Below are 19,858 nucleotides of genomic sequence, written 5' to 3'. Positions count from 1 at the left end.
GGCGCCACATCCGTCGGACGGGACTTCCTGGTATCGGCAGGACCACCTTCGCCGGATATGCCGCGGTGATACTGGTGGCATGGACGATCTCGCGGGCTTCCTACGGACCCGGCGCGCCCGGGTCGATCCGGCGGCCGCCGGCATCGCCCCCGACCGGCGCCGGCGGGTGGCGGGGCTGCGGCGTGAAGAGGTGGCGCATCTGTCCGGGGTCAGCGTCGACTATTACGTCCGGCTGGAACAGGGGCGCGCGACCCAGCCCTCCGAGCAGGTCTTGGACGCGCTCGCCCGGGTTCTCGGACTCGACGAGACCGAACGCGAACATCTGCACCGACTGGCCTGCCAGCGTCGGCGCTCGGCGAAGACACCGGCCGGACGGCTCCGGCCCGAACTGCTGCGAGTCCTCGATCTGGTCCCCGACGCGCCCGCGTTGATCATGAATCATCGACTCGATGTGCTGGCGGGCAATCGCCTCGCCGGGCTGCTCTACGGTCGGCCGTTGTCCGGCCCGAACGCCCGGTCGCTGCCGGGACTGAATACCGCTCGCCACATCTTCCTGGAGGAATCCGAGCGCGGCCTCTACGCGGACTGGGAGACCTGCACCCTGGACGCGGTCGGCCATCTGCGGCTGGCCGCGGGTAAGTATCCGGACGACCCGCGCCTGACCTCGCTGATCGGGGAGTTGGCGATGGGCAGCGAGCGGTTCCGGCGACTGTGGGCGCGCGCGGATGTGCGGGCCCGGACGCACGGACGCAAGGCCTACCGGCATCCCCTGGTCGGACTGCTGGAACTGCACCAGGAGAACTTCGCGCTACCGGACGATTCGGGCATGGAGCTGCTGGTGCTGTCGGCGGCGCCCGGTAGTCCGGCCGAAGACGGGCTGCGCCTGCTCGCGAGTCTGGGCGCGGCGGCCGGCGATCCTCGTACCGCGCTGAACGCCCAGGTCCGCGAGTAGCGCGCGACCTGGACTCGCCGTGATTCGGCCCGTTCGCCATCGGTGAACAAGCCCCTCGGAACAACTCGGCCCACCCCGTAGTTGAGTAGGTAACGCTCAACCCTGGAGGCGGAAAAACGAAGGATCCGGGGCATGCTTTGGAAGGGGCTGAAACTGTGAGTACCCCACAACGTCTGCCGGTGCTGTTCCTGACCGACCCGGTCGTGTTGCCGGGCATGGTCGTCCCGATCGAACTCGACGAATCGGCGCAGGCGGCCATCGACGCCGCGCGGGCCGCGAATTCGGATTCGGTACTGCTGGCGCCGCGGCTGACCGAGGGATATGCCGCCTACGGCGTGATCGCGACCATCGAGCAGGTGGGTCGGATGCGTGGTGGCGCGGCCGCCGCGGTGCTGAAGGCGGAGCGGCGCGCCAAGATCGGGCACGGAGTCACCGGACCGGGAGCCGCGCTGTGGGTGGAGGCCGAGCCGGTCGACGCACCCGCCCCCGACGCTCGCACCAAGGAACTGGCCGCCGAATACAAGAAGCTGGTCGTCTCGGTGTTGCAGCGTCGTGAGGCGTGGCAGGTCATCGACGTGGTGAACCGGCTGACCGATCCGTCGGCCCTGGCCGACACCGCGGGTTACGCGCCGTATCTGACCGACGAGCAGAAGCGCGAACTGCTCGAGACTCCCGACGTCGCCGAACGCCTCACCCGGCTGATCGGCTGGACCAAGGATCACATCGCCGAGGTCGAGGTCACCGAGAAGATCAGCGAAGAGGTGCGCGAGGGCGTCGAGAAGTCGCAGCGCGAATTCCTGCTGCGCCAACAGCTCAACGCGATCCGCAAGGAATTGGGCGACGGCGAGCCCGACGGCGCGGACGACTACCGCACCCGGGTCGAGAACGCCGACCTGCCCGAGGCCGTGCGCGAGGCGGCACTGCGCGAGGTCGACCGGCTCGAGCGCAGCAGCGATCAGAGCCCGGAATCGGGCTGGATCCGGACCTGGCTGGATACCGTCCTGGATCTGCCGTGGAATGTGAAGACCACCGACAGCACCGATATCGCGGCCGCCCGCGCCGTCCTCGACGCCGACCACCACGGTCTGGAAGAGGTCAAGGACCGCATGGTGGAGTACCTGGCCGTGCGTGCCCGCCGCGCCGCCCGTGGTCTGGAGGTCGTCGGCGGTCGTGGTTCCGGAGCGGTGATGGTGCTGGCCGGCCCGCCCGGTGTGGGTAAGACCTCGCTCGGCGAGAGTGTGGCCCGCGCCCTGGGCCGCAAGTTCGTGCGCGTCGCCCTGGGCGGTGTGCGTGACGAGGCCGAGATCCGCGGGCACCGCCGCACCTATGTGGGCGCGCTGCCGGGCCGGATCGTCCGCGCGATCAAGGAGGCGGGTTCGATGAATCCCGTCGTCCTGCTGGACGAGATCGACAAGGTGGGCTCGGACTTCCGCGGTGACCCCGCGGCCGCGCTGCTGGAGGTGCTGGATCCGGCGCAGAACCACACCTTCCGCGACCACTACCTGGATCTGGATCTGGATCTGTCCGATGTGCTGTTCATCGCGACCGCGAACGTCATGGAGACCATTCCCGGCCCGCTGCTGGACCGCATGGAACTGATCACCGTCGACGGCTACACCGAGGACGACAAGGTGGCCATCGCCCGCGACTTCCTGGTGCCGCGGCAGCTGGAACGCAATGCGCTGACCGCCGACGAGGTGTCGATCACCGAGGAGGCGCTGCGGGAGATCGCCGCCAACTACACCCGGGAAGCCGGTGTGCGTCAGCTGGAGCGTTTGATCGCGAAGGCTTTGCGCAAGGCGGCGACTCGGCTGTCGCAGCAGGAACCGGTCGATGGCGCCGAGGCCGGTGCCACCGTGGTCGACTTGGGCTACGACCCGGAGCTCGGCTACGACTCGACGGTCGGCGCCGCCGAAAAGCGGGATACCGCAACCACTTCCGAGCCGTTGGTGATCGGACTCGGTGATCTGAAGGACTACCTGGGTCGTCCGCGTTTCACCCCGGATTCGGTGGAACGTACCGCCGTCCCCGGTGTGGCGACCGGCCTGGCGGTGACCGGCGCCGGTGGCGATGTCCTCTACATCGAGGCCAATGCCGCCGAGGGTGAGCGCTCGCTGACCCTGACCGGCCAGCTCGGTGATGTCATGAAGGAGTCCGCGCAGATCGCCCTGACCTACGTCCGCTCACACCTGGAGGAGATCGGCCTCGAGCCGAAGGTGCTGGATCGCAATATCCACATCCACTTCCCGGCCGGAGCGGTGCCGAAGGACGGACCGTCCGCGGGCGTCACGATGGTCACCGCCCTGGTGTCGCTGGCGCTGGGCCGGCAGGTCCGCGGCGATGTCGGCATGACCGGTGAGGTCACCTTGAACGGTCGGGTGCTGCCGATCGGCGGGGTGAAGCAGAAGCTGCTCGCAGCCCAGCGAGCCGGCTTGAAGACCGTGTTCATCCCGGCCCGCAACGAGCCGGACCTGGACGAGGTCCCGGCCGAGGTGCTGGAAAGCCTGGACGTCCGCCCCGTCGCCGACGTGGCCGACATCCTGGCCTACGCCATCGAGCCGGTTGCCGAACCGGCCTACGACGGCAAGGCCTTCGCGGCCAGCGCCTGATTTCGCATCGAAGGGGTCGTACATCGCGGATGTACGACCCCTTCGCCGTGGGTACGGCCCGTTCGGCGGGGCGTCGATGTCGAATTCACAGCCGGGCCCGGCCGCGGCGGAGGGCGTCGTGGGTGGTCTCGGGAGAGGTGTTGAAACACAGTCGAATTGCCGGATCCGTCTCGACCACGGCATTGACGATGTGCTCGAACAGCTCGGTGTGCTCGGGGAAGGCTCGGATCGCTCCGCCGATCATGACCAGATCGAATCGCCGGTTACCGAGCAGGGCCCGGATTTCGGTCTCGGCTTCCGTGGGCGATGTGCCGACCAGCAGCGGGGTGATCTCGAATTCGGTGTCGTGCAGGGCGGCGTTCGCGGCGTCGATCCGGGCGGTCAGTTGCGCCTCGTCCAGATCGGGGAAGCGGCTGTAGTCCAGGGCTTTCGGGTGTAACCCCACGGTCAGCGCCCGAGGGCGGACATCGGATTCGGGCATTGCTCTCTCCTCGGCAAGGGACGGCCCTCGCCGAGTCGCATGGGACCATGAGGGCCGGATTCGAGAAATTGCTTTGTAAGCAAAGATATTTTGGAGAGAAAGGTATGTCAACGGAGCCCGGTCTGTCGCTGGACGACAGCGTTCGAGCCATGGTGCTGCTGATGCCCCGGTTGGTCGGACGTGCCAAGCGCATGCCCGTGCCGGCGGCGTTGCGGTCGTTCGACCTGGCGCCGCGCCACCTGTCGCTGCTGACCTACGTGCTGTTCGACGGGCCGTTGACGGTGAACGAGCTGGCACAGCGCCTGGAGGTGGCGCCGACCACCGTGAGCCTGATGGTCGCCGACCTCAGCCGCCAGGGCGTCCTGGACCGGCGAAGCGACGACACCGACCGCAGGCGCACCCTCGTCACCATCGCCGACGCCCACCGAGCGGCGGTCTCGGCCTGGCTCGGTGGCGCCGACCGCGGGTGGCGTGCCGCGCTGGGCCCGTTGACGGCCGAGCAGCGCGCCCTCGTCATCTCGACGTTGCGTGCCTACGAGGAAGCCGTATCCGCGCCCTGACGCCGTATCGGTCAGCGCCGCGGGCGGCGCCGCAACCAGGCCCAGAACGAGCGGCGGGGTGGCTTCGCATACTCGGCGCGGACGGAACCGGAGGTGACCGAACCGTCGACGCGTAGCGTCGGGCAGCCGGGGAGCGGCGGCTCGGTCACCCGGTTCCTGGGGCTCCCGCTGACGAAGGCCACCCCGTCGAGATCCACCTGCCAGCCGCGTGGAACCGTCAATCGCACATTGCCGGAAGCGATTCCGAGATGTAGCTGCACGACCGTATGCGGGCAGATCGCCTCGGTGAAATCCAGTCGCACCGATCCCGAGACCGCGGCGACGGTGATCTCGGCGGGTACGACCCACCGGCCGTCCTTGCGCAGCGAACCGCTCACGGTGTTGAGCACCAAGGGTTCGCGCGCGGCGGCCACCGGCAGGTCGGCGGTCACCGCGGCGAGTTCGTCGTGGCTGCGCGCGGCGTAGGCGGCGGCCAGGCGCCGGTCGAGTTCGGCGAGGTCGAGGGAGCCGTCGGCCAGGGCCAGCTGTAGCAGCCGCTCCACCTGCGCGCGTTCGTGGTCGGTGATGCGTACCGCGGGTGCCGGGCGATCGCGGTCGAGGTCCGGGCTGTGGTCCGGGGATTCGGTCATCGGCGCATCCTCTTGGTCGTGATGCCGAAAATCCTACGTCCGGGTGCCGGCCCGGACCGCGCGGTCGCTACCGGTGCGCAGGTTCCGGCGCCCGTGCGTCCGCCGATGATCCGTTGCTCGGCAGCGTCCGCTCGACCACGCGCACGGTGCCCTGTGCCACCGCGCAGAGCGTGCTGGAACCCTCGGTCTCGCAATAGATCTCGCAGCGAGCGACGGCCTGGCGCCGGGTCGCGTCGGTGACCGTGGCCCGGGCGCGCAGGCGGCCGCCGCGCGCCGGACGCAGATAGGTGACGGTGAATCCGCCGGTCAGCACGTTCGGCCCGAGCGCCGATCCGGCGGCGAAGGTGAGTGCGTTGTCGGCCAGATACGCCAGCACCCCGCCGTGCACGAAGCCGAACTGCTGGGCATGCTCGATGCTCACCTCGACCACCAGAGTCGCCGCCCCATCGGCGAATTCGGTGATCTCGGTTCCGACGTGCCGGGCGAAGGGCTGCGCGGCGAGCACCGCGCGGGCCTGCTCGAGTGTGAGTGCGTCCGCCGAATGGTGCATTGTCCCGTCCTCGATTCGTCGAACTGTGGTCATCCGTCGGCCCGCAGCGATGCCCAGGCCGCGGCGGCCAATTCCGGAGCGATATCGAGCGGCGCGGTGCGGATATTGCCGCCGACCCACTGCCGCGAGTACTCCTGCGCCGGCCCGAGCCAGAGCGCGTACAGCAGGTCGAATTCCAGATCCCGGACCGCGCCGTAGCGGGCATGAGTGCGCCACCAACGGGCCACCGACAGCAGGAACTCGCGATTGCTGTCGCTGTCGCGCACCCCGGGCGGCCGCGGCGACATGAGAACCGTTGCGCGGTACTGATGTTCGGTGACCCAGCGCAGATGTTCGGTCACTCCCGCGACGACGCCGGTGCGCGCGTCGGCGCTGTCGGCGATGCTCGCCCAGAAATGGCGCTGGTAGTCGGCCAGCGCATTGGCCCATACCTGGCGATACAGGTCGGCCTTGTCGGGAAAGTGGTGATACAGCGCGCCGACGCTGGCGCCCGCATCGGCGCGGATCCGGCTCAATGTGGCTTCGAGCGCCCCCCGCTCGGCGAACTGTCGCTCGGCGGCGAGCAGCAGCCGATCTCGAATCTTCATGACCAGAATCTAGTTCTGTTTTGGGGAAAGGGCAAGGGTCTACCTGCGAACTTCGTCCGGATGTCGGCGCCGTGCGGTATGAACGGACTCGTGGCCAGGTGGATATTGCATGTCGACCTCGACCAATTCCAGGCGGCGGTGGAGTTCCGCCGCCATCCCGAGCTGCGCGGGCAGCCCGTGATCGTCGGCGGCAACGGCGACCCCAACGAGCCCCGCAAGGTCGTCACCTGCGCCTCGTATCCGGCGCGCGGCTTCGGGGTGCGGGCCGGTATGCCGCTGCGCACGGCCCTGCGCAAATGCCCGGACGGCGTATTTCTGCCGCTGGACATGGCCACCTACGAGGAGGCCTCCGACGAGGTCATGAACGTGCTGCGAAGCTTTCCCGTGCGGGTCGAGGTCCTCGGCTGGGACGAGGCCTTCCTCGCCGCCGACACCGACGATCCGGAGCAACTGGCCCGCGAAATACGCAGTGCCGTGGCGGAATTGAATCTCACCTGTTCGATCGGCGTCGGCGACAACAAACTTCGCGCGAAACTGGCGACCGGATTCGCCAAATCCGTCGGAAAAGGAAGGGACGGACCGGAACCCGCACCGGCCGAACACCCGGCTGCCGGCATCTTCCGGCTCACCGCCGAGAACTGGAACGAGCTGATGGCGGACCGGCCCACGAGCGCGCTGTGGGGTATCGGCAATCGCATCGCGGCGCGCATGGCGGCGCTCGGCATCAACACCGTAGCCGAACTCGCCGCGGCCGATCGCGCCGTTCTCGCCGCGGAATTCGGCCCGACGACCGGTCCCTATCTGTGGGTACTCGGCCACGGCGCCGGCGATACCGAGGTGGTCACCGAGCCTCGAATCCCGGTGGGCCGCAGCAAGTCCGAGACGTTCCCACACGATCTGACCGAGCGGGAGGAGATTCGCGCCCAGGTGGCGCGGCTGGCGCGCGAGGTGGCCGAGGAGATGGCGGCGGCGGGCCGGGTCGGCACCCGGGTGGGAGTCACCGTGCGTACCAACACCTTCTATACCCGGACCAAACAGCAGAAGCTGCCCGAACCGACGATCGATGCCGAGGTGATCGTCGCGACCGCGCTCGAGGTGATGGACCGGTTCGAACTGGATCGCCCGGTCCGATTACTCGGGGTGCGGCTGGAGCTGGTCCCGTTGTAACCGGCCGTCGGAGTTTCCGATGGCGGCGGCCGGATATGTCTGGCGACGGTGGCGGCGTCACGCCCGGCGTGGCGGTTTGCCATGCTGAGCGCGCAGACTCGACCGAAAGGCAGCTCATGAGCGAGTACGAGACGATCATCTTCGAGCGAACCGGCCCGATCGCCCGGATCACGCTGAACCGGCCCAAGGCCGCCAACGGAATCGACCACGTCCTCGGCCGGGAACTGGCCGAGATCGCCGGGCAGTGCGTGGACGATCCGGCATTGAAGGTCGTCGTACTCACCGGTGCCGGAAAGTTCTTCTCCGCCGGTGGCGATCTGAAGGCGATGGCTGCGCAGGAGGGCGGCGCCGGACACTACGTCAAGGGTCTGGCCGACGATCTGCACGAGGCCCTGTCGTCGTTCGCCCGCATGGATGCGCTGCTGCTCGTCGCCGTCAACGGTGTCGCCGCCGGTGCTGGATTCAGTCTCGCGATGGCGGGTGATCTGGTGGTCGCGGCCGAGTCGGCGGCCTTCACCATGGCCTACACCCGCGCCGGACTCAGCCCGGACGGCGGCGCGTCGTACTACCTTCCGCGTCTGATCGGCCTGCGCCGCACCCAGGAGCTGATGTTCACCAACCGCACGCTGTCGGCCGCCGAGGCGCTGGAGTGGAATCTGGTGCATCGGGTGGTGCCCGACGCCGACCTCGCCACCGCGGTCGACGAATTGGCCGCCGAATTCGGCTCCGGGCCGCGGCATTCCAATGCGAGCGTGAAGAAGCTGCTGCTGGTCAGCTCCTCGCACAACCTGGAGGAGCAAACCGCGCGGGAGGCGGCGTTCATCTCCGCCTGTGCCGATTCGCCCGACGGCGTCGAAGGGATCGCGGCCTTCCTCGGCAAGCGCGCACCGGTTTTCGAGTGAGGGCCTGACCCGTCGTCCCGAGCACGCCCCACGGCACGCCACTAGGGTGGGGTGCCATGTTCTCCGCGCCCGGCTTCGCCCGCTGGGTGGGTCGGGTCCGGACGCGGCGCGTGCTGCCTGCGGTCCTGTCGGTCGCGATGCTGATGATCGTCACGCAACTCGCGATTCGCGGGTGGGTGGCCGGGCGCGGCTATTTCTACTGGGACGATCTGATCCTGGTCGGCCGGGCCGGCCGGTATCCGCTCTGGTCGCCGGATCTGCTGCTCTACGACCACGACGGTCATTTCATGCCGATGGCCTTCGCCACCGCCTGGCTGGTGACGGCGATCGCGCCGTTGCGGTGGGCCGGGCCGGTGGTGACCATGCTGGTGCTGCAACTCGTGGCATCGGTGTCGGTGTTGCGGATGGTGTTCGTGCTGATGAGCACCGTCCGCGGCCGGGTCGGCTGGTCGCTGCTGATTCCGCTGGCGGGCTACCTGTTCTGTCCGCTGACGCTGCCCGCCTTCGCCTGGTGGGCGGCCGCGTTGAACGCGTTGCCGCTGCAATTCGCGCTGGCCTGGGTGACCGCCGATGCGGTGCTGCTGGTCCGGACCGGCCGTACTCGGTATGCGATCTCCGGGCTCGCCGCGCTGGTGGTCGGGCTGCTGTTCTTCGAGAAGGCGGTGGTGGTGCCGTTCGTCGCCTTCGCCGTCGCGGTCCTGGTCCGATATCTGCGCGATCGGACCCCGCGCCCCGTGCCGGAGTCCGGCGATACCGAGCCGGGCGCCGGCGCATCGAGTGCCCGGTCCCCGCTGCGGACGGTGGCGCGTGCCGGTGCGAGGTTGTGGATCGGCTCGGCGGTGGTGCTGGCGATCTGGGCCGCGATCTACCTGACCGTGGTCGATCGCATCGCCGTCGACACCAGCCTGGCCGGAGCCCGGCGGCTGCTGCACAGCGCGACGTCGCTGGGGATCGTTCCGACCTTGGCGGGTGGTCCCTGGGTGTGGGCTCGCTGGCTGCCGTCGACCCCGTGGGCCACACCGCCGGGGTGGACCGTCGTGCCTGCCTGGCTGCTCCTCGCGGCCGCCGTGCTGATCACCGCGCGCCGATGCCGCGCTGTGCTGCCGGTATGGATTCTGCTCGCGGGATATGTGCTGGCGGTTCAACTTCCGATCGTGCTGATCCGTGGTGGGCCGAACACCGCCGCCGAACTCATGCAGTCGCTGCGCTATCCGGCCGATGTGGCGGTGGTGCTGGCCGCGGTCGTCGCCCTGCTCCTGGTCGCTCCGGCCCGGCGACCCACCGCCCTCGGTGCCGGCATTCGCTCGTCCACCGAGGGGGCGCGGCGTCGGCGCGCGGCCGTGGCGATCGCGCTGACCGTGGCGTTCACGGCGAGCAGCCTGTGGTCCACGGTGACCTTCGCGCGGTCCTGGACGATCAGCCCCACCCGCACCTATCTGACGAATGCCCGAGCCGCGTTCGCCGAGTGGGACGGCGCCCCGCTCCTGGAGCAGGAGGTGCCGTGGGAAGTACTGACGCCGATGACGCATCCGCAGAACCTCGTCTCGCAGGTGCTCGGCCCGATGGCGCCGCCCGGTGCGTTCGGTGACTCGACGCCGCGGCTGCGGATGTTCACCGACGACGGCAGGCTCGTGGACGCGTCGGTGTGGTGGAACCGCCGCATCCTCGCCGGACCCGAACCCGGCTGTGGTTACCGCATCGACGGCCCGGAGCCGGTGGCGCTGTGGTTGGACGGGCCGATGCTGGAACGGGGCTGGACGGCCCAGATCAATTACTTCGCCGGGCGGGACGGCCGGATCTCGGTGGCCCTCGGCACCGGCGAACCCGTGGTCGCACCGGTGCGGGCGGGGGTGCACACCGTATTCGTCCATCTGGTCGGTGCGGGCGACGTGCTGCGAATCGGTTCGCGCACACCGGGTTCCGATGTGTGCATCGGGGTCGGCCCCGTCGGGGTCGCGGCCTTCGAACGCTGACCGGAACCGCCGGGTCCGGCGGGCGCCCGGCGAACGGGGTGCGGGCGCGCCGTGGTGATGGCCCCGGACTGCGCTCACCCCTATGCTCGGACTCATGCAGTTCCAGGCGATGGTTGCGCATGAGACCGACGACGGCGTGGTTCTGACCCGTGAGGAGGTCGGCGAGGATTACCTCGGACCCGGCAATGTCACGATCAAGGTGCACTATTCCAGTGCGAACTTCAAGGACGGGCTCGCCATCACACCGCGTGGCGGCGTGGTGCGCAACTACCCGATCATCCCCGGTATCGACCTGACCGGCGAGGTGGTCGCCTCGGAGGATCCGGAATTCGCCGTCGGCGACGAGGTGATCGCCCACGGTTACGAGATCGGTGTCGCCCACCACGGCGGATTCGCCGAATACGCCAGAGTCCCCGCGGAATGGGTGGTCAAGCTCGACGGGTTGAGCACCCGGGAGGCGGCGGCCCTGGGGACGGCCGGTTTCACGGCTGCTCTCAGCGTGCAAGCGCTGCTCGACCGAGGGCTGGCCCCGGCCGATGGTCCGGTTCTGGTGACCGGAGCGACCGGGGGCGTCGGGAGCGTCGCGCTCGACATCCTGTCCGGGCTCGGATTCGAGGTCACGGCCTCGACGGGGAAGACCGATGCCGGTGAGTTGTTGTCGACGCTCGGCGCGGCCGCGGTCATCGGCCGCCTGCCGGAAGATCCGGACGCCAAGCCTCGGCCGTTGGGTAAGGCCCAGTGGGCGGCCGCGGTCGACAGCGTGGGCGGCAAATCCCTCGCCCACATCCTGAGCACGATCCGGTACGGCGGTGCGGTGGCGGTGAGTGGTCTGACCGGCGGGACCGAATTGCCCACCACGGTGATGCCGTTCATCCTGCGCGGTGTCAGTCTGCTCGGCATCGATTCGGTCAACTTCCCGATCGGCCGGCGCCGGGCGTTGTGGGCCCGGCTCGGTAAGGATCTGCGGCCCCAGCATCTTTCGGCGTTGGAGAACATCGCACCGGTCACCGAGGCCGCGTCGGTCCTGAACGCCATCCGCACCGGCCACCACTCCGGTCGTACCGTCCTGGCCGTCGCGGGCGAATTCTGATCCCAGGGGCGGCCCTGCCCCATCTCTCCATCTCCGCGCAGACAATTTTGTACTGAACCATCCAAAATGTGTTAGCCTCGCGATATGGCGCGACCGAAAGAGTTCGACGAAGCCGGCGCGGTCGATGCGGCGATGCGGGCGTTCTGGAGCTCCGGCTACGACGGAACGTCGACCCAAGACCTCTGTGCCGCAACCGGTTTGGCACGGTCGAGTATCTACAACACCTTCAGTAGCAAGCACGATCTGTTTCAGCGCGCCTTGCGCCGGTACATGGAGTTCAAGAACGCCGATACCTTCGCCCTGCTCGACGGGCGGGGCTCGGCGCGGGACAAGGTCGAGGCCCTGCTGTGGCGGGTCGTCGACGCCCCGGAAGGTGAGCCTCTGGGCTGTCTGGTCGTGAACACGACGGTGGAGCTGGGCCCGCGCGATCCGGAGGTGGCAGCCGCGCTGCGGGCCGACCTCGATGCCCGGATGAACGCCCTGGTCGCGACGCTGCGGGCCGGGCAGTCGGCGGGCGAGATCGATGCGGCGGCGGATCCCGCCGATCTCGCCCAGTTCGTAGTCGCGACGATCGGCGGTATGCGGGTGGCGGCCCGCGGCGGGGCGTCCCGGCAGACGCTCGCCGGAATCGCCGAAGTCGCGTTGCGTTGTCTGTGACCCCCCGGTAGCCGATCCCCCCGCTAGCCGCTCGTCGCCTGCACCCGGTCGGCCGACCGCTGCGCGCGGCTCCGTCTGCGCTTGTTTTGAACTGAATGATCCAAAAATGGAAGGAAATGACATGCCCGCCGCCGTATACATATTGGGCCTGGCGATCTTCGCCCAGGGCACCTCGGAGATGATGCTGTCCGGCCTGCTCACCGGTATGGCCGCCGATCTCGGCGTGACGGTCCCGCAGGCCGGGTTGCTGATCTCGGCCTTCGCCGTCGGGATGCTGCTGGGCGCGCCGATTCTGGCGGTTGCCACCGCGCGGTGGTCCCGGCGCACGGCGCTGCTGGCGTTTCTCGGCGTCTTCGTCCTCACTCATATCCTCGCCGCGGTGACCACGAACTACGGCGTACTGATCGCCACCCGAGTGGTCGGCGCGTTCGTCTATGCCGGGTTCTGGTCGGTGGCCGCGGCGACCGCGGTCGGTCTGGTCCCGACCACCGCACGGGGCCGGGCGATGAGCGTGGTCGCGGGCGGACTCACCATCGCAACCATTCTCGGGCTGCCGGTGGGCACCTTCATCGGCCAACATCTGGGTTGGCGGGCCGCCTTCTGGACGGTGGCCGCGGCCTGCGCGCTGGTGATGGTCGCTGTCGCGATCGCGGTGCCGAACGAGCGTGCCGGTCACGTCCCACCGGTGCGAAAGGAACTGCGGGCGTTGGCGACCAGGCCGGTGGCGCTCCTGTACGGCACGACGTTGGTGGCCACCGCCGCCCTGCTGGCCACCTTCGGCTACCTGGGCGCGCTGCTGACCGAAACGACCGGGGTGTCCGACAACTGGGTGCCGGTGATCCTGGGCATCTACGGCCTCGGATCCTTGGCCGGCATCGTGGTCGGGGGCCGGACCGCGGACGCGCATCCGCTGCGGACGCTCACCGTCGGGATCTCCGGCCTGGTACTCAGCTCGGTGCTGCTCGCCCTCACCGCGCAGAGCTGGCTTGCCGTGGCCGTGGCCGCTTTCCTGTTGGGCGCCTTCGGGTTCGGCACCAATCCCGTCCTGAACAGCCGCGTGTTCACCCTCGCTCCGGCCGCCGGAACGCTCGGTGCAGCGGGGAATGTGATGTCGTTCAACGTCGGCATCACCCTCGGCCCGTGGCTGGGCGGCCTGGCCATCGGCGCGGGGTGGGGTTATCCCGCGGTGGCATGGATCGGCGCCGGGCTCGGGGTGCTCGCCCTCGGACTGGTCGGACTCGGCCGGCTCACCGGACGGCCGGTCACCGACAGCGCCGACGTCATCGCCACGTCGACCACGGCGGCCGCCGACCCCGCACCGGTCGTCGCCGCGGAGCGGTAGCGCCGGGCGGGCTCCGAACCGGGCAATCGCGTCGGCGCGGCGGTGGGCGGAGAGTCCGTCCACCGCCGCGCCGCATCCGTTATGCCGAATCCTTTATGCGGCAGCGACTTCCGTGTCGTCCGCGAACTGGGTGCGGTAGAGCTCCGCATACCGGCCGTGTGCGCTGAGCAGCTGTGCGTGGTTGCCCCGTTCGACGATCCGGCCGTCCTCGATCACCAGAATTTCGTCGGCGTTGCGAACGGTGGAGAGGCGATGGGCGATCACGAGCGCGGTACGCCCCTCCAGCGCCTCGGTCAGGGCCTCCTGTACCGCCGCCTCGGAGGTCGAGTCCAGTGACGCCGTCGCCTCGTCCAGGATCACCACGCGCGGCTGCTTGAGCAGCAGCCGGGCGATGGTCAACCGTTGCCGTTCGCCGCCGGACAACCGGTACCCGCGCTCGCCGACCACGGTGTCCAGCCCGTCGGGCAGCGATTCGATCACGGCGCGCAGCCGGGCCCGTTCCACCGCGTCCCACAGGTCCGCCTCATCGGCCTCCGGCCGCGCCAGCAGGAGATTCGCCCGGATGGTGTCGTGGAACAGGTGGCCGTCCTGGGTGACCAGTCCGACGGTGTCCTGAATGGACCGGGTGGTCAGATCGCGCACATCCACGCCGGCCAGGCGCACCGAACCGCCGTCGACGTCGTAGAGCCGCGACACCAATTGCGCGATGGTGGACTTCCCGGCGCCGGACGAACCCACCAGCGCGATCACCTGGCCGGGCTCGGCGCGCAGGGAGATGCCGTGCAGCACTTCGGTTCCGCCGCGCTGGTCGAGGGTCGACACATCCTCGAGCGAGGCCAGCGACACCTTGTCCGCCGCCGGGTAGCCGAACCGCACGTCCTCGAATTCCACCGACACCGGACCCGGCGGAACAGGTTTCGCGTCCGGCGCATCCTGGATCAACGGCTTCAGGTCCAGGATCTCGAAGACCCGCTCGAAACTCACCAGCGCCGACATGATGTCCACCCGCGCGCTGGCCAGCGCGGTCAGCGGCGTGTACAGCCGGGTCAGCAGGAGCGAGAGTGCGACCACCGCACCGGCATCGAGCTGGCCGCGCAGTGCGTACCAGCCACCCAGTCCGTAGACCAGCGCTACCGCCAGCGCCGACACCAAGGTCAGCGCGGTCACGAAGACCGTTTGCAACATGGCGGTCCGCACCCCGATATCGCGCACCCGCCCGGCCCGCACCGCGAACTCCGCGGATTCCTGATCCGGCCGCCCGAACAGTTTGACCAGCGTGGCGCCCGGCGCGGAGAAGCGTTCGGTCATCTGGGTACTCATCGCGGCATTGAGCTGGGCCGCCTCCCGCTGAATGCCGGCGATCCGGGTGCCCATCCGGCGGGCCGGAATCATGAACAGCGGCAACAGGATCAGCGCGAGCAGCGTGATCTGCCAGGACAGCTGCACCATCACCACCACGGTGAGCAGCAGGGTGACGATATTGGTCACCACCCCGGACAGCGTGGTGCTGAACGCGCGCTGCGCGCCGATCACATCGTTGTTGAGCCGGCTGACCAGTGCTCCGGTGCGGGTGCGAGTGAAGAATGCGACCGGCATCCGCTGGACGTGGTCGAAAACCGCGGTGCGTAGATCGAGGATCAGCCCCTCACCGATGCGCGCGGACAACCACCGGATGACGATGCCCAACGCGGCGTCCGCCACCGCCACCGCCGCGATGATCGCGGCCAGGGTCAGCACCGAACTCGGTGCGGCATGTCCGACGATATCGTTCACCACTCGCCCGGCGAGGACGGGATTGGCCACCGTGAGCAGCGCGGATGCGATGCTGAAGATCAAAAACCCGATGAGCTGGGCGCGGTGGGGCCGGGCGAAGCGCAAAATGCGCGCGGCCGTCTCCCGGCGCAGGCCACGCCGCTGCTCAGGTGCGTGTGCCTGCCGATACAGCTGACTCCACGCGACCGACTCGATGCTCATCCGCATCTCCTTCCGCTGCCGAAGCCATTCAACTCCGGGCCACCGACATCAACTCCGGGTCACCGACATTAAGACCTCAACAATGGTTGAGGACAAGTAGTCCCGGTTCGCTCCGGGCGAAATTTCGGCGGCCACGCCGGATGGCGGAAGCGCCGCCGCCCGGCGCAGGTCCTAAGGTCGACGTCATGGCGACAGATCGGATGCGGGCCGTCCAGTACGACCACGTCGGGGGTCCGGAAGTGCTGAAACTGGTCGAGGTGCCGATCCCGGAACCTACCGGTGATCAGGTGCGGGTCGCGGTCCGGGCGGCCGGGGTGAATCCCGCCGACTGGAAGATGCGCGCCGGCCTGATGCCGGGCCCGGCCGCCTTCCCCCGCCGGGCCGGTTTCGAAATCGCCGGCGTGGTCGACGCGGCCGGTCCCGAGGCGCGATTTCGTCCCGGCGACGAGGTGCTGGGCTGGGCACAGGGCGGCGGCTACGCCGAGTACGCCTTGAGCGGTCCCCTGGTGGCCAAGCCCGCCGGATTGTCCTTCCCGGACGCCGTCGCCGTGCCGGTCGCCGCCAACACCGCGGGTGGCGGTCTGGACGAACTCGAACTCGAACCGGGCGAGACGTTGCTGGTGAACGGGGCATCGGGTGCGGTCGGCTCGCTGGCGGTGCAGTTGGCCCGGGCCCTCGGGGCGACCGTGGTCGGCACCGCATCGGCTGCCAATCAGGAGGTGGTCCGCGGCCTGGGAGCGCTGCCGACCACATATGGTCCGGGCGTCGTCGAGCGGGTGCGCGCCCTCGCGCCGCGTGGGATCGACGCCGTCTTCGACTGTGCGGGCCACGGATTCCTCGATGCCGCAATCGAATTGCGCGGCGGTACCGACCGCATCATCACCATCGCCGACGGCGCTGCGGCGGACAAGGACATCACCTTCTTCTCCCGCCCGGGTGGGGCGGGACTGGATGTGGTGGCGCGGGTCGCGCAGCTGGTGGCGACGGGCGAATTCCGGCTCGCCGGTCCGGCTCGCGGCTATCCGCTGGCCGAGGCAGCCGCAGCCCAGCGGGAGAGCGAGACGGGCCACGGACTCGGCAAGATCGTCCTGATCCCGTCCTGACCGGTTCTACCCTGGCGGTATGACCGACTCCTGGGTGCGGGCCCTGCGTGACCGGATCGACGGCGAGGTCGACGCCGACGATCGGCGCCGCGCCGAGTACTCCTCGGATGCCTCCAACTACCGCGTCGTCCCGGCGGCGGTGGTGTATCCACGCGGGGACGACGATGTCGCCCGAGCGCTGTGGGCGGCACGCGAGGAGGGTCTTCCGGTCACCGCGCGCGGTGGCGGAACTTCCGTGGCCGGCAACGCGATCGGATCCGGGCTGATCCTGGACTTCAGCCGGCACATGAACGGCGTGCTCGCGATGGATCCCGAGCAGCGTTGTGCGCGAGTGCAACCCGGGCTCGTGCTGTCCGAACTGCAACGTGTGGCCGGCCGGCACGGGCTGCGCTTGGGCCCCGACCCGTCGACGCAGAATCGCTGCACCCTGGGCGGCATGCTCGGCAACAATGCCTGCGGGCCGCGCGCGGTGGCCTGGGGGCGCACCTCGGATACCGTGCACGAGCTGCGAATTCTCGACGGGACCGGCAGTGAGCGCAGGCTGGGTTCCGATCTTTCCGCACTGCCCGGGCTACCGGAGTTCACCCGGCGACATCTCGCGACATTGCGCACCGAACTGGGCCGATTCGAACGGCAGGCCTCCGGTTACGGCCTGCACTATCTCACGCCCGAACGCGGTTCCTCGATCGCGCGGGCATTCGTGGGCTCCGAAGGTACCTGCGGCCTGATCCTCGACGCGACGGTCGAGTTGGTGCCGGTCCCCCGCGCCACTGCGGTCGCGGTGCTCGGCTATCCCGATATGCCCACCGCCGCCGATGATGTGAAGGCGGTGATGGCGGGTCATCCGATCGCCGTCGAGGGGCTGGACGCCCGGCTGGTGGACGTCGTGCGCGCGCACGGCCGGGCGGTGCCCGAACTGCCTGCGGGCGGTGCCTGGTTGTTCGTCGAATTCGCCGGGGAGAGTACGGAATTCGCGCGAGACAGCGCGGCGTCGGTGGCTCGTTCGTGCGGTGCGCTGGACAGCCGGATCGTCACCGATCCGGCGGTCGCGGCACGGCTGTGGCGCATTCGTGCCGACGGCGCCGGACTGGCCGGGCGAACTCCGGCGGGCGAACCCGCGTGGCCCGGATGGGAGGACGCCGCGGTGCCGCCCGAGCGGCTCGGCGACTATCTGCGCGATTTCGACCGGCTGATGCACGAGTATCGCGTCGACGGCCTGCTCTACGGCCACATCGGTGACGGCTGTATCCATGTCCGCCTCGATCTGCCGATCGCCGACGCGCCGCAGCGCTTCCGCGATTTCCTCTACGCGGCCACGGATCTGGTGGTGCGCCACGGCGGATCCGCCTCCGGCGAGCATGGCGACGGCCGCGCCCGGTCGGAGCTGTTGGCGCGCATGTACTCCCCCGCCGCCCTGCGGGTATTCGCGGAATTCAAAACACTTTTCGATCCCGACGACGCGCTCAACCCGGGTGTCCTGGTGCGGCCGGAACCCGTCGACGCGCGGCTGCGACTGGCGGGCGTCGGTCCGGTGCCCGCGGTCGGCGGATTCGCCTTCGGCGCCGACGGCGATATCGGTGCGGCCGTGCACCGCTGTGTCGGGGTAGGCAAATGTCGCGCCGACACGCGCGCGGCGGGCGGCTTCATGTGTCCGTCCTATCTCGCCACAGCCGACGAGAAGGACAGCACCCGCGGGCGCGCCCGGGTTTTGCAGGAGGTGGTGCGCGGCGCACTCGACTGGCGAGACGAGGCCGTCGCGCAGTCGCTGGACCTGTGCCTGTCGTGCCGGGCCTGTTCGTCGGACTGTCCGGCGGGCGTGGACATGGCGACCTACAAATCCGAAACGCTGTATCGCGCGTACCAGGGCCGGCCGCGGCCGATGGATCATTACGTGCTCGGGCAGCTACCGCGCTGGTTGGCGGTGGGCACCCGGGTACCGCGGATCGTCAACGCGCTGACCGGCAATCGGCGCTTGCGCAGTTGGGGTATGCGACTGGCGGGGATGGATCCGCGCCGCCCGGCGCCGCGACTGGCGCCGCGTTCGTTTCGCCGGCAGTGGGCGAGCCGCGACCGTGACCTCCATCGGGACGGCCCGGTCGCCATGCTGTGGATCGACAGCTTCACCGACGCGTTCGCACCCGAGATAGGCTGGGCGGCGGTCGAATTGATCGAGTCGGCCGGCTATCGGGTGCGGATCCCGCAGCGCCGGGTGTGCTGTGGACTCACCTGGATCAGCACCGGACAACTCGACGGGGCGCGCAAACGGTTGCGGGCCGGACTCGAGGCACTCGACGAACATATCCGCGCGGGCGGGCCGGTGATCGGATTGGAACCCTCGTGCACCGCGGTGCTGCGCTCGGATCTGATCGAACTGCTACCGGACGATCCACGGGCGGCGCCGACCGCCCGCGCGGTGCGAACCCTGGCCGAGTTCCTCGTCGAACAGCCCGGCTGGCAGCCGCCGGACCGCTCCGGCGAGACCGTGGTGGTGCAGCCGCACTGCCATCAGCACGCGGTGCTGGGCTTCGACGCCGATCTGGCGCTGCTGCGCCGGACCGGCGCGACGATCACCGAGATCAACGGATGCTGCGGACTCGCCGGGAACTTCGGCATGCAAGCCGGCCACTACGACATCTCGGTAGCGGTGGCCGAGAACGGTCTCCTGCCGGCGCTGCGCTCGGCCGATCCGGAAACGCCCCTGCTGGCCGACGGCTTCTCCTGCCGGACCCAGGCCGAACAGTTGGCCGGACGCCGCGGACTCCATCTCGCCCGGTATCTGACCGGTCGGTGATCGCCCACCGGGTCGTCGGCGGGTGGAACCCGCGCGCCCGCCGGCCGCTGCCGCGGCGGACCCGCGGGTGGCAGGTCAGCTGCCGAACGGCAGGGTGCCCGGCGGGATCTGGTAGCCCGAGCTACCGGCGGAAACGCCACCCCACGCGTTGAGCAGCCAATTCAGAATGTTGGTAAGCATGGACACCTCCGTTGTGGCATTGCCGACCGAAGCAGTCGAAAACGGTCTGCAGCGAAATCGGCGTGCGTAATCGTATCGTTACATGCTGCCCGACCCGCGTGCGCTCGGGCACAACCACACCTGGGAGTTTCCTCGAGAAGCTGCGGCGTCGTCCGGCGCCCGGTGGGTCCCGGTATCCCGCCGGCGAACCGGGCGCACAATGATGCGGTGCCAGGACGCAGCAGGTCGACGATCGGGACCACCCGCAGTGGAACGACCACGCCGCGCCGGCACCGGGTCCGGCCCGCGCCCGGCGACTCCGACTCCGGCCT

General features: G+C 69.4%; 16 protein-coding genes. 11 read left to right on the top strand and 5 right to left on the bottom strand.

Translation table 11 applies throughout. The features are described from left to right. Positions 1–79: 79 nt before the first annotated feature. Positions 80–952 carry a helix-turn-helix transcriptional regulator gene (locus ON37_RS26095; protein ID WP_040723010.1) on the top strand — a complete coding sequence of 291 codons (873 nt, stop codon included), beginning with the start codon at positions 80–82 and terminating at the stop codon, positions 950–952. 215 nt (positions 953–1,167) lie between these two features. Then, a complete protein-coding gene (lon, locus tag ON37_RS26090) occupies positions 1,168–3,561 on the top strand; it encodes an endopeptidase La (RefSeq protein WP_051032066.1) in 2,394 nt (797 codons plus the stop codon). A gap of 85 nt (positions 3,562–3,646) precedes the next feature. On the opposite strand, the gene ON37_RS26085 is transcribed toward lon, so the two are convergent. Continuing rightward, complete coding sequence (locus tag ON37_RS26085; RefSeq protein ID WP_040723008.1) at positions 3,647–4,042, bottom strand: hypothetical protein; 396 nt, start codon at positions 4,040–4,042, stop codon at positions 3,647–3,649. 104 nt (positions 4,043–4,146) lie between these two features. On the opposite strand from ON37_RS26085, the gene ON37_RS26080 reads away from it, so the two are divergent. Continuing rightward, on the top strand, positions 4,147–4,602 hold the full coding sequence (locus tag ON37_RS26080) for a MarR family transcriptional regulator (RefSeq protein WP_083893298.1): 456 nt from the start codon (positions 4,147–4,149) through the stop codon (positions 4,600–4,602). Between the two features lie 11 nt (positions 4,603–4,613). Here the strand turns inward: ON37_RS26080 and ON37_RS31210 are convergent, their stop codons facing one another. The 3 genes from ON37_RS31210 to ON37_RS26065 form a co-directional block, all read right to left on the bottom strand. Beyond that, on the bottom strand, positions 4,614–5,231 hold the full coding sequence (locus tag ON37_RS31210; protein WP_051032056.1) for a DUF1707 SHOCT-like domain-containing protein: 618 nt from the start codon (positions 5,229–5,231) through the stop codon (positions 4,614–4,616). Between the two features lie 67 nt (positions 5,232–5,298). Then, a complete protein-coding gene (locus ON37_RS26070) occupies positions 5,299–5,781 on the bottom strand; it encodes a PaaI family thioesterase (RefSeq protein ID WP_051032055.1) in 483 nt (160 codons plus the stop codon). Positions 5,782–5,810: 29 nt separating this feature from the next. Continuing rightward, the gene (locus ON37_RS26065; RefSeq protein WP_040723007.1) at positions 5,811–6,368 is read right to left on the bottom strand and encodes a TetR/AcrR family transcriptional regulator; all 558 of its coding nucleotides are present in this window, start codon (positions 6,366–6,368) and stop codon (positions 5,811–5,813) included. Between the two features lie 90 nt (positions 6,369–6,458). On the opposite strand from ON37_RS26065, the gene ON37_RS26060 reads away from it, so the two are divergent. From ON37_RS26060 to ON37_RS26035, 6 genes are all read left to right on the top strand, one after another. Next, positions 6,459–7,535 (top strand): DNA polymerase IV, encoded by a 1,077-nt coding sequence (locus ON37_RS26060; protein ID WP_174362151.1) that lies wholly within the window; start codon positions 6,459–6,461, stop codon positions 7,533–7,535. Positions 7,536–7,651: 116 nt separating this feature from the next. Further along, a complete protein-coding gene (locus tag ON37_RS26055; RefSeq protein ID WP_040723005.1) occupies positions 7,652–8,437 on the top strand; it encodes an enoyl-CoA hydratase/isomerase family protein in 786 nt (261 codons plus the stop codon). Between the two features lie 56 nt (positions 8,438–8,493). Further along, a complete protein-coding gene (locus ON37_RS26050; protein WP_040723003.1) occupies positions 8,494–10,410 on the top strand; it encodes a hypothetical protein in 1,917 nt (638 codons plus the stop codon). Positions 10,411–10,504: 94 nt separating this feature from the next. Next, positions 10,505–11,500, top strand: a complete 996-nt coding sequence (locus tag ON37_RS26045; protein ID WP_040723044.1) for an oxidoreductase — start codon at positions 10,505–10,507, stop codon at positions 11,498–11,500. Between the two features lie 84 nt (positions 11,501–11,584). After that, complete coding sequence (locus ON37_RS26040; protein WP_040723002.1) at positions 11,585–12,157, top strand: TetR/AcrR family transcriptional regulator; 573 nt, start codon at positions 11,585–11,587, stop codon at positions 12,155–12,157. Positions 12,158–12,278: 121 nt separating this feature from the next. Then, positions 12,279–13,499, top strand: a complete 1,221-nt coding sequence (locus ON37_RS26035; RefSeq protein WP_051032054.1) for a Cmx/CmrA family chloramphenicol efflux MFS transporter — start codon at positions 12,279–12,281, stop codon at positions 13,497–13,499. 93 nt (positions 13,500–13,592) lie between these two features. Here ON37_RS26035 and ON37_RS26030 read toward each other — a convergent pair whose 3' ends face one another. After that, entirely contained in the window at positions 13,593–15,473 is a 1,881-nt protein-coding gene (locus ON37_RS26030; protein WP_040723042.1) for an ABC transporter ATP-binding protein, read from the bottom strand. Between the two features lie 185 nt (positions 15,474–15,658). Between ON37_RS26030 and ON37_RS26025 the strand changes: the two genes are divergently transcribed. Both ON37_RS26025 and ON37_RS26020 read left to right on the top strand, forming a co-directional pair. Continuing rightward, positions 15,659–16,576, top strand: a complete 918-nt coding sequence (locus ON37_RS26025; RefSeq protein WP_245553481.1) for an NADP-dependent oxidoreductase — start codon at positions 15,659–15,661, stop codon at positions 16,574–16,576. Between the two features lie 19 nt (positions 16,577–16,595). Beyond that, positions 16,596–19,367, top strand: a complete 2,772-nt coding sequence (locus tag ON37_RS26020) for an FAD-binding and (Fe-S)-binding domain-containing protein (protein ID WP_040723000.1) — start codon at positions 16,596–16,598, stop codon at positions 19,365–19,367. The last annotated feature ends 491 nt before the right edge of the window (positions 19,368–19,858 follow it).

Source organism: Nocardia veterana NBRC 100344 (assembly GCF_000308855.1).
In the GTDB taxonomy this organism is placed as follows: Bacteria; Actinomycetota; Actinomycetes; order Mycobacteriales; family Mycobacteriaceae; genus Nocardia; species Nocardia veterana.
Note: the sequence above shows the minus strand (reverse complement) of the source record. Positions and strands in the feature narration are given on the sequence as shown.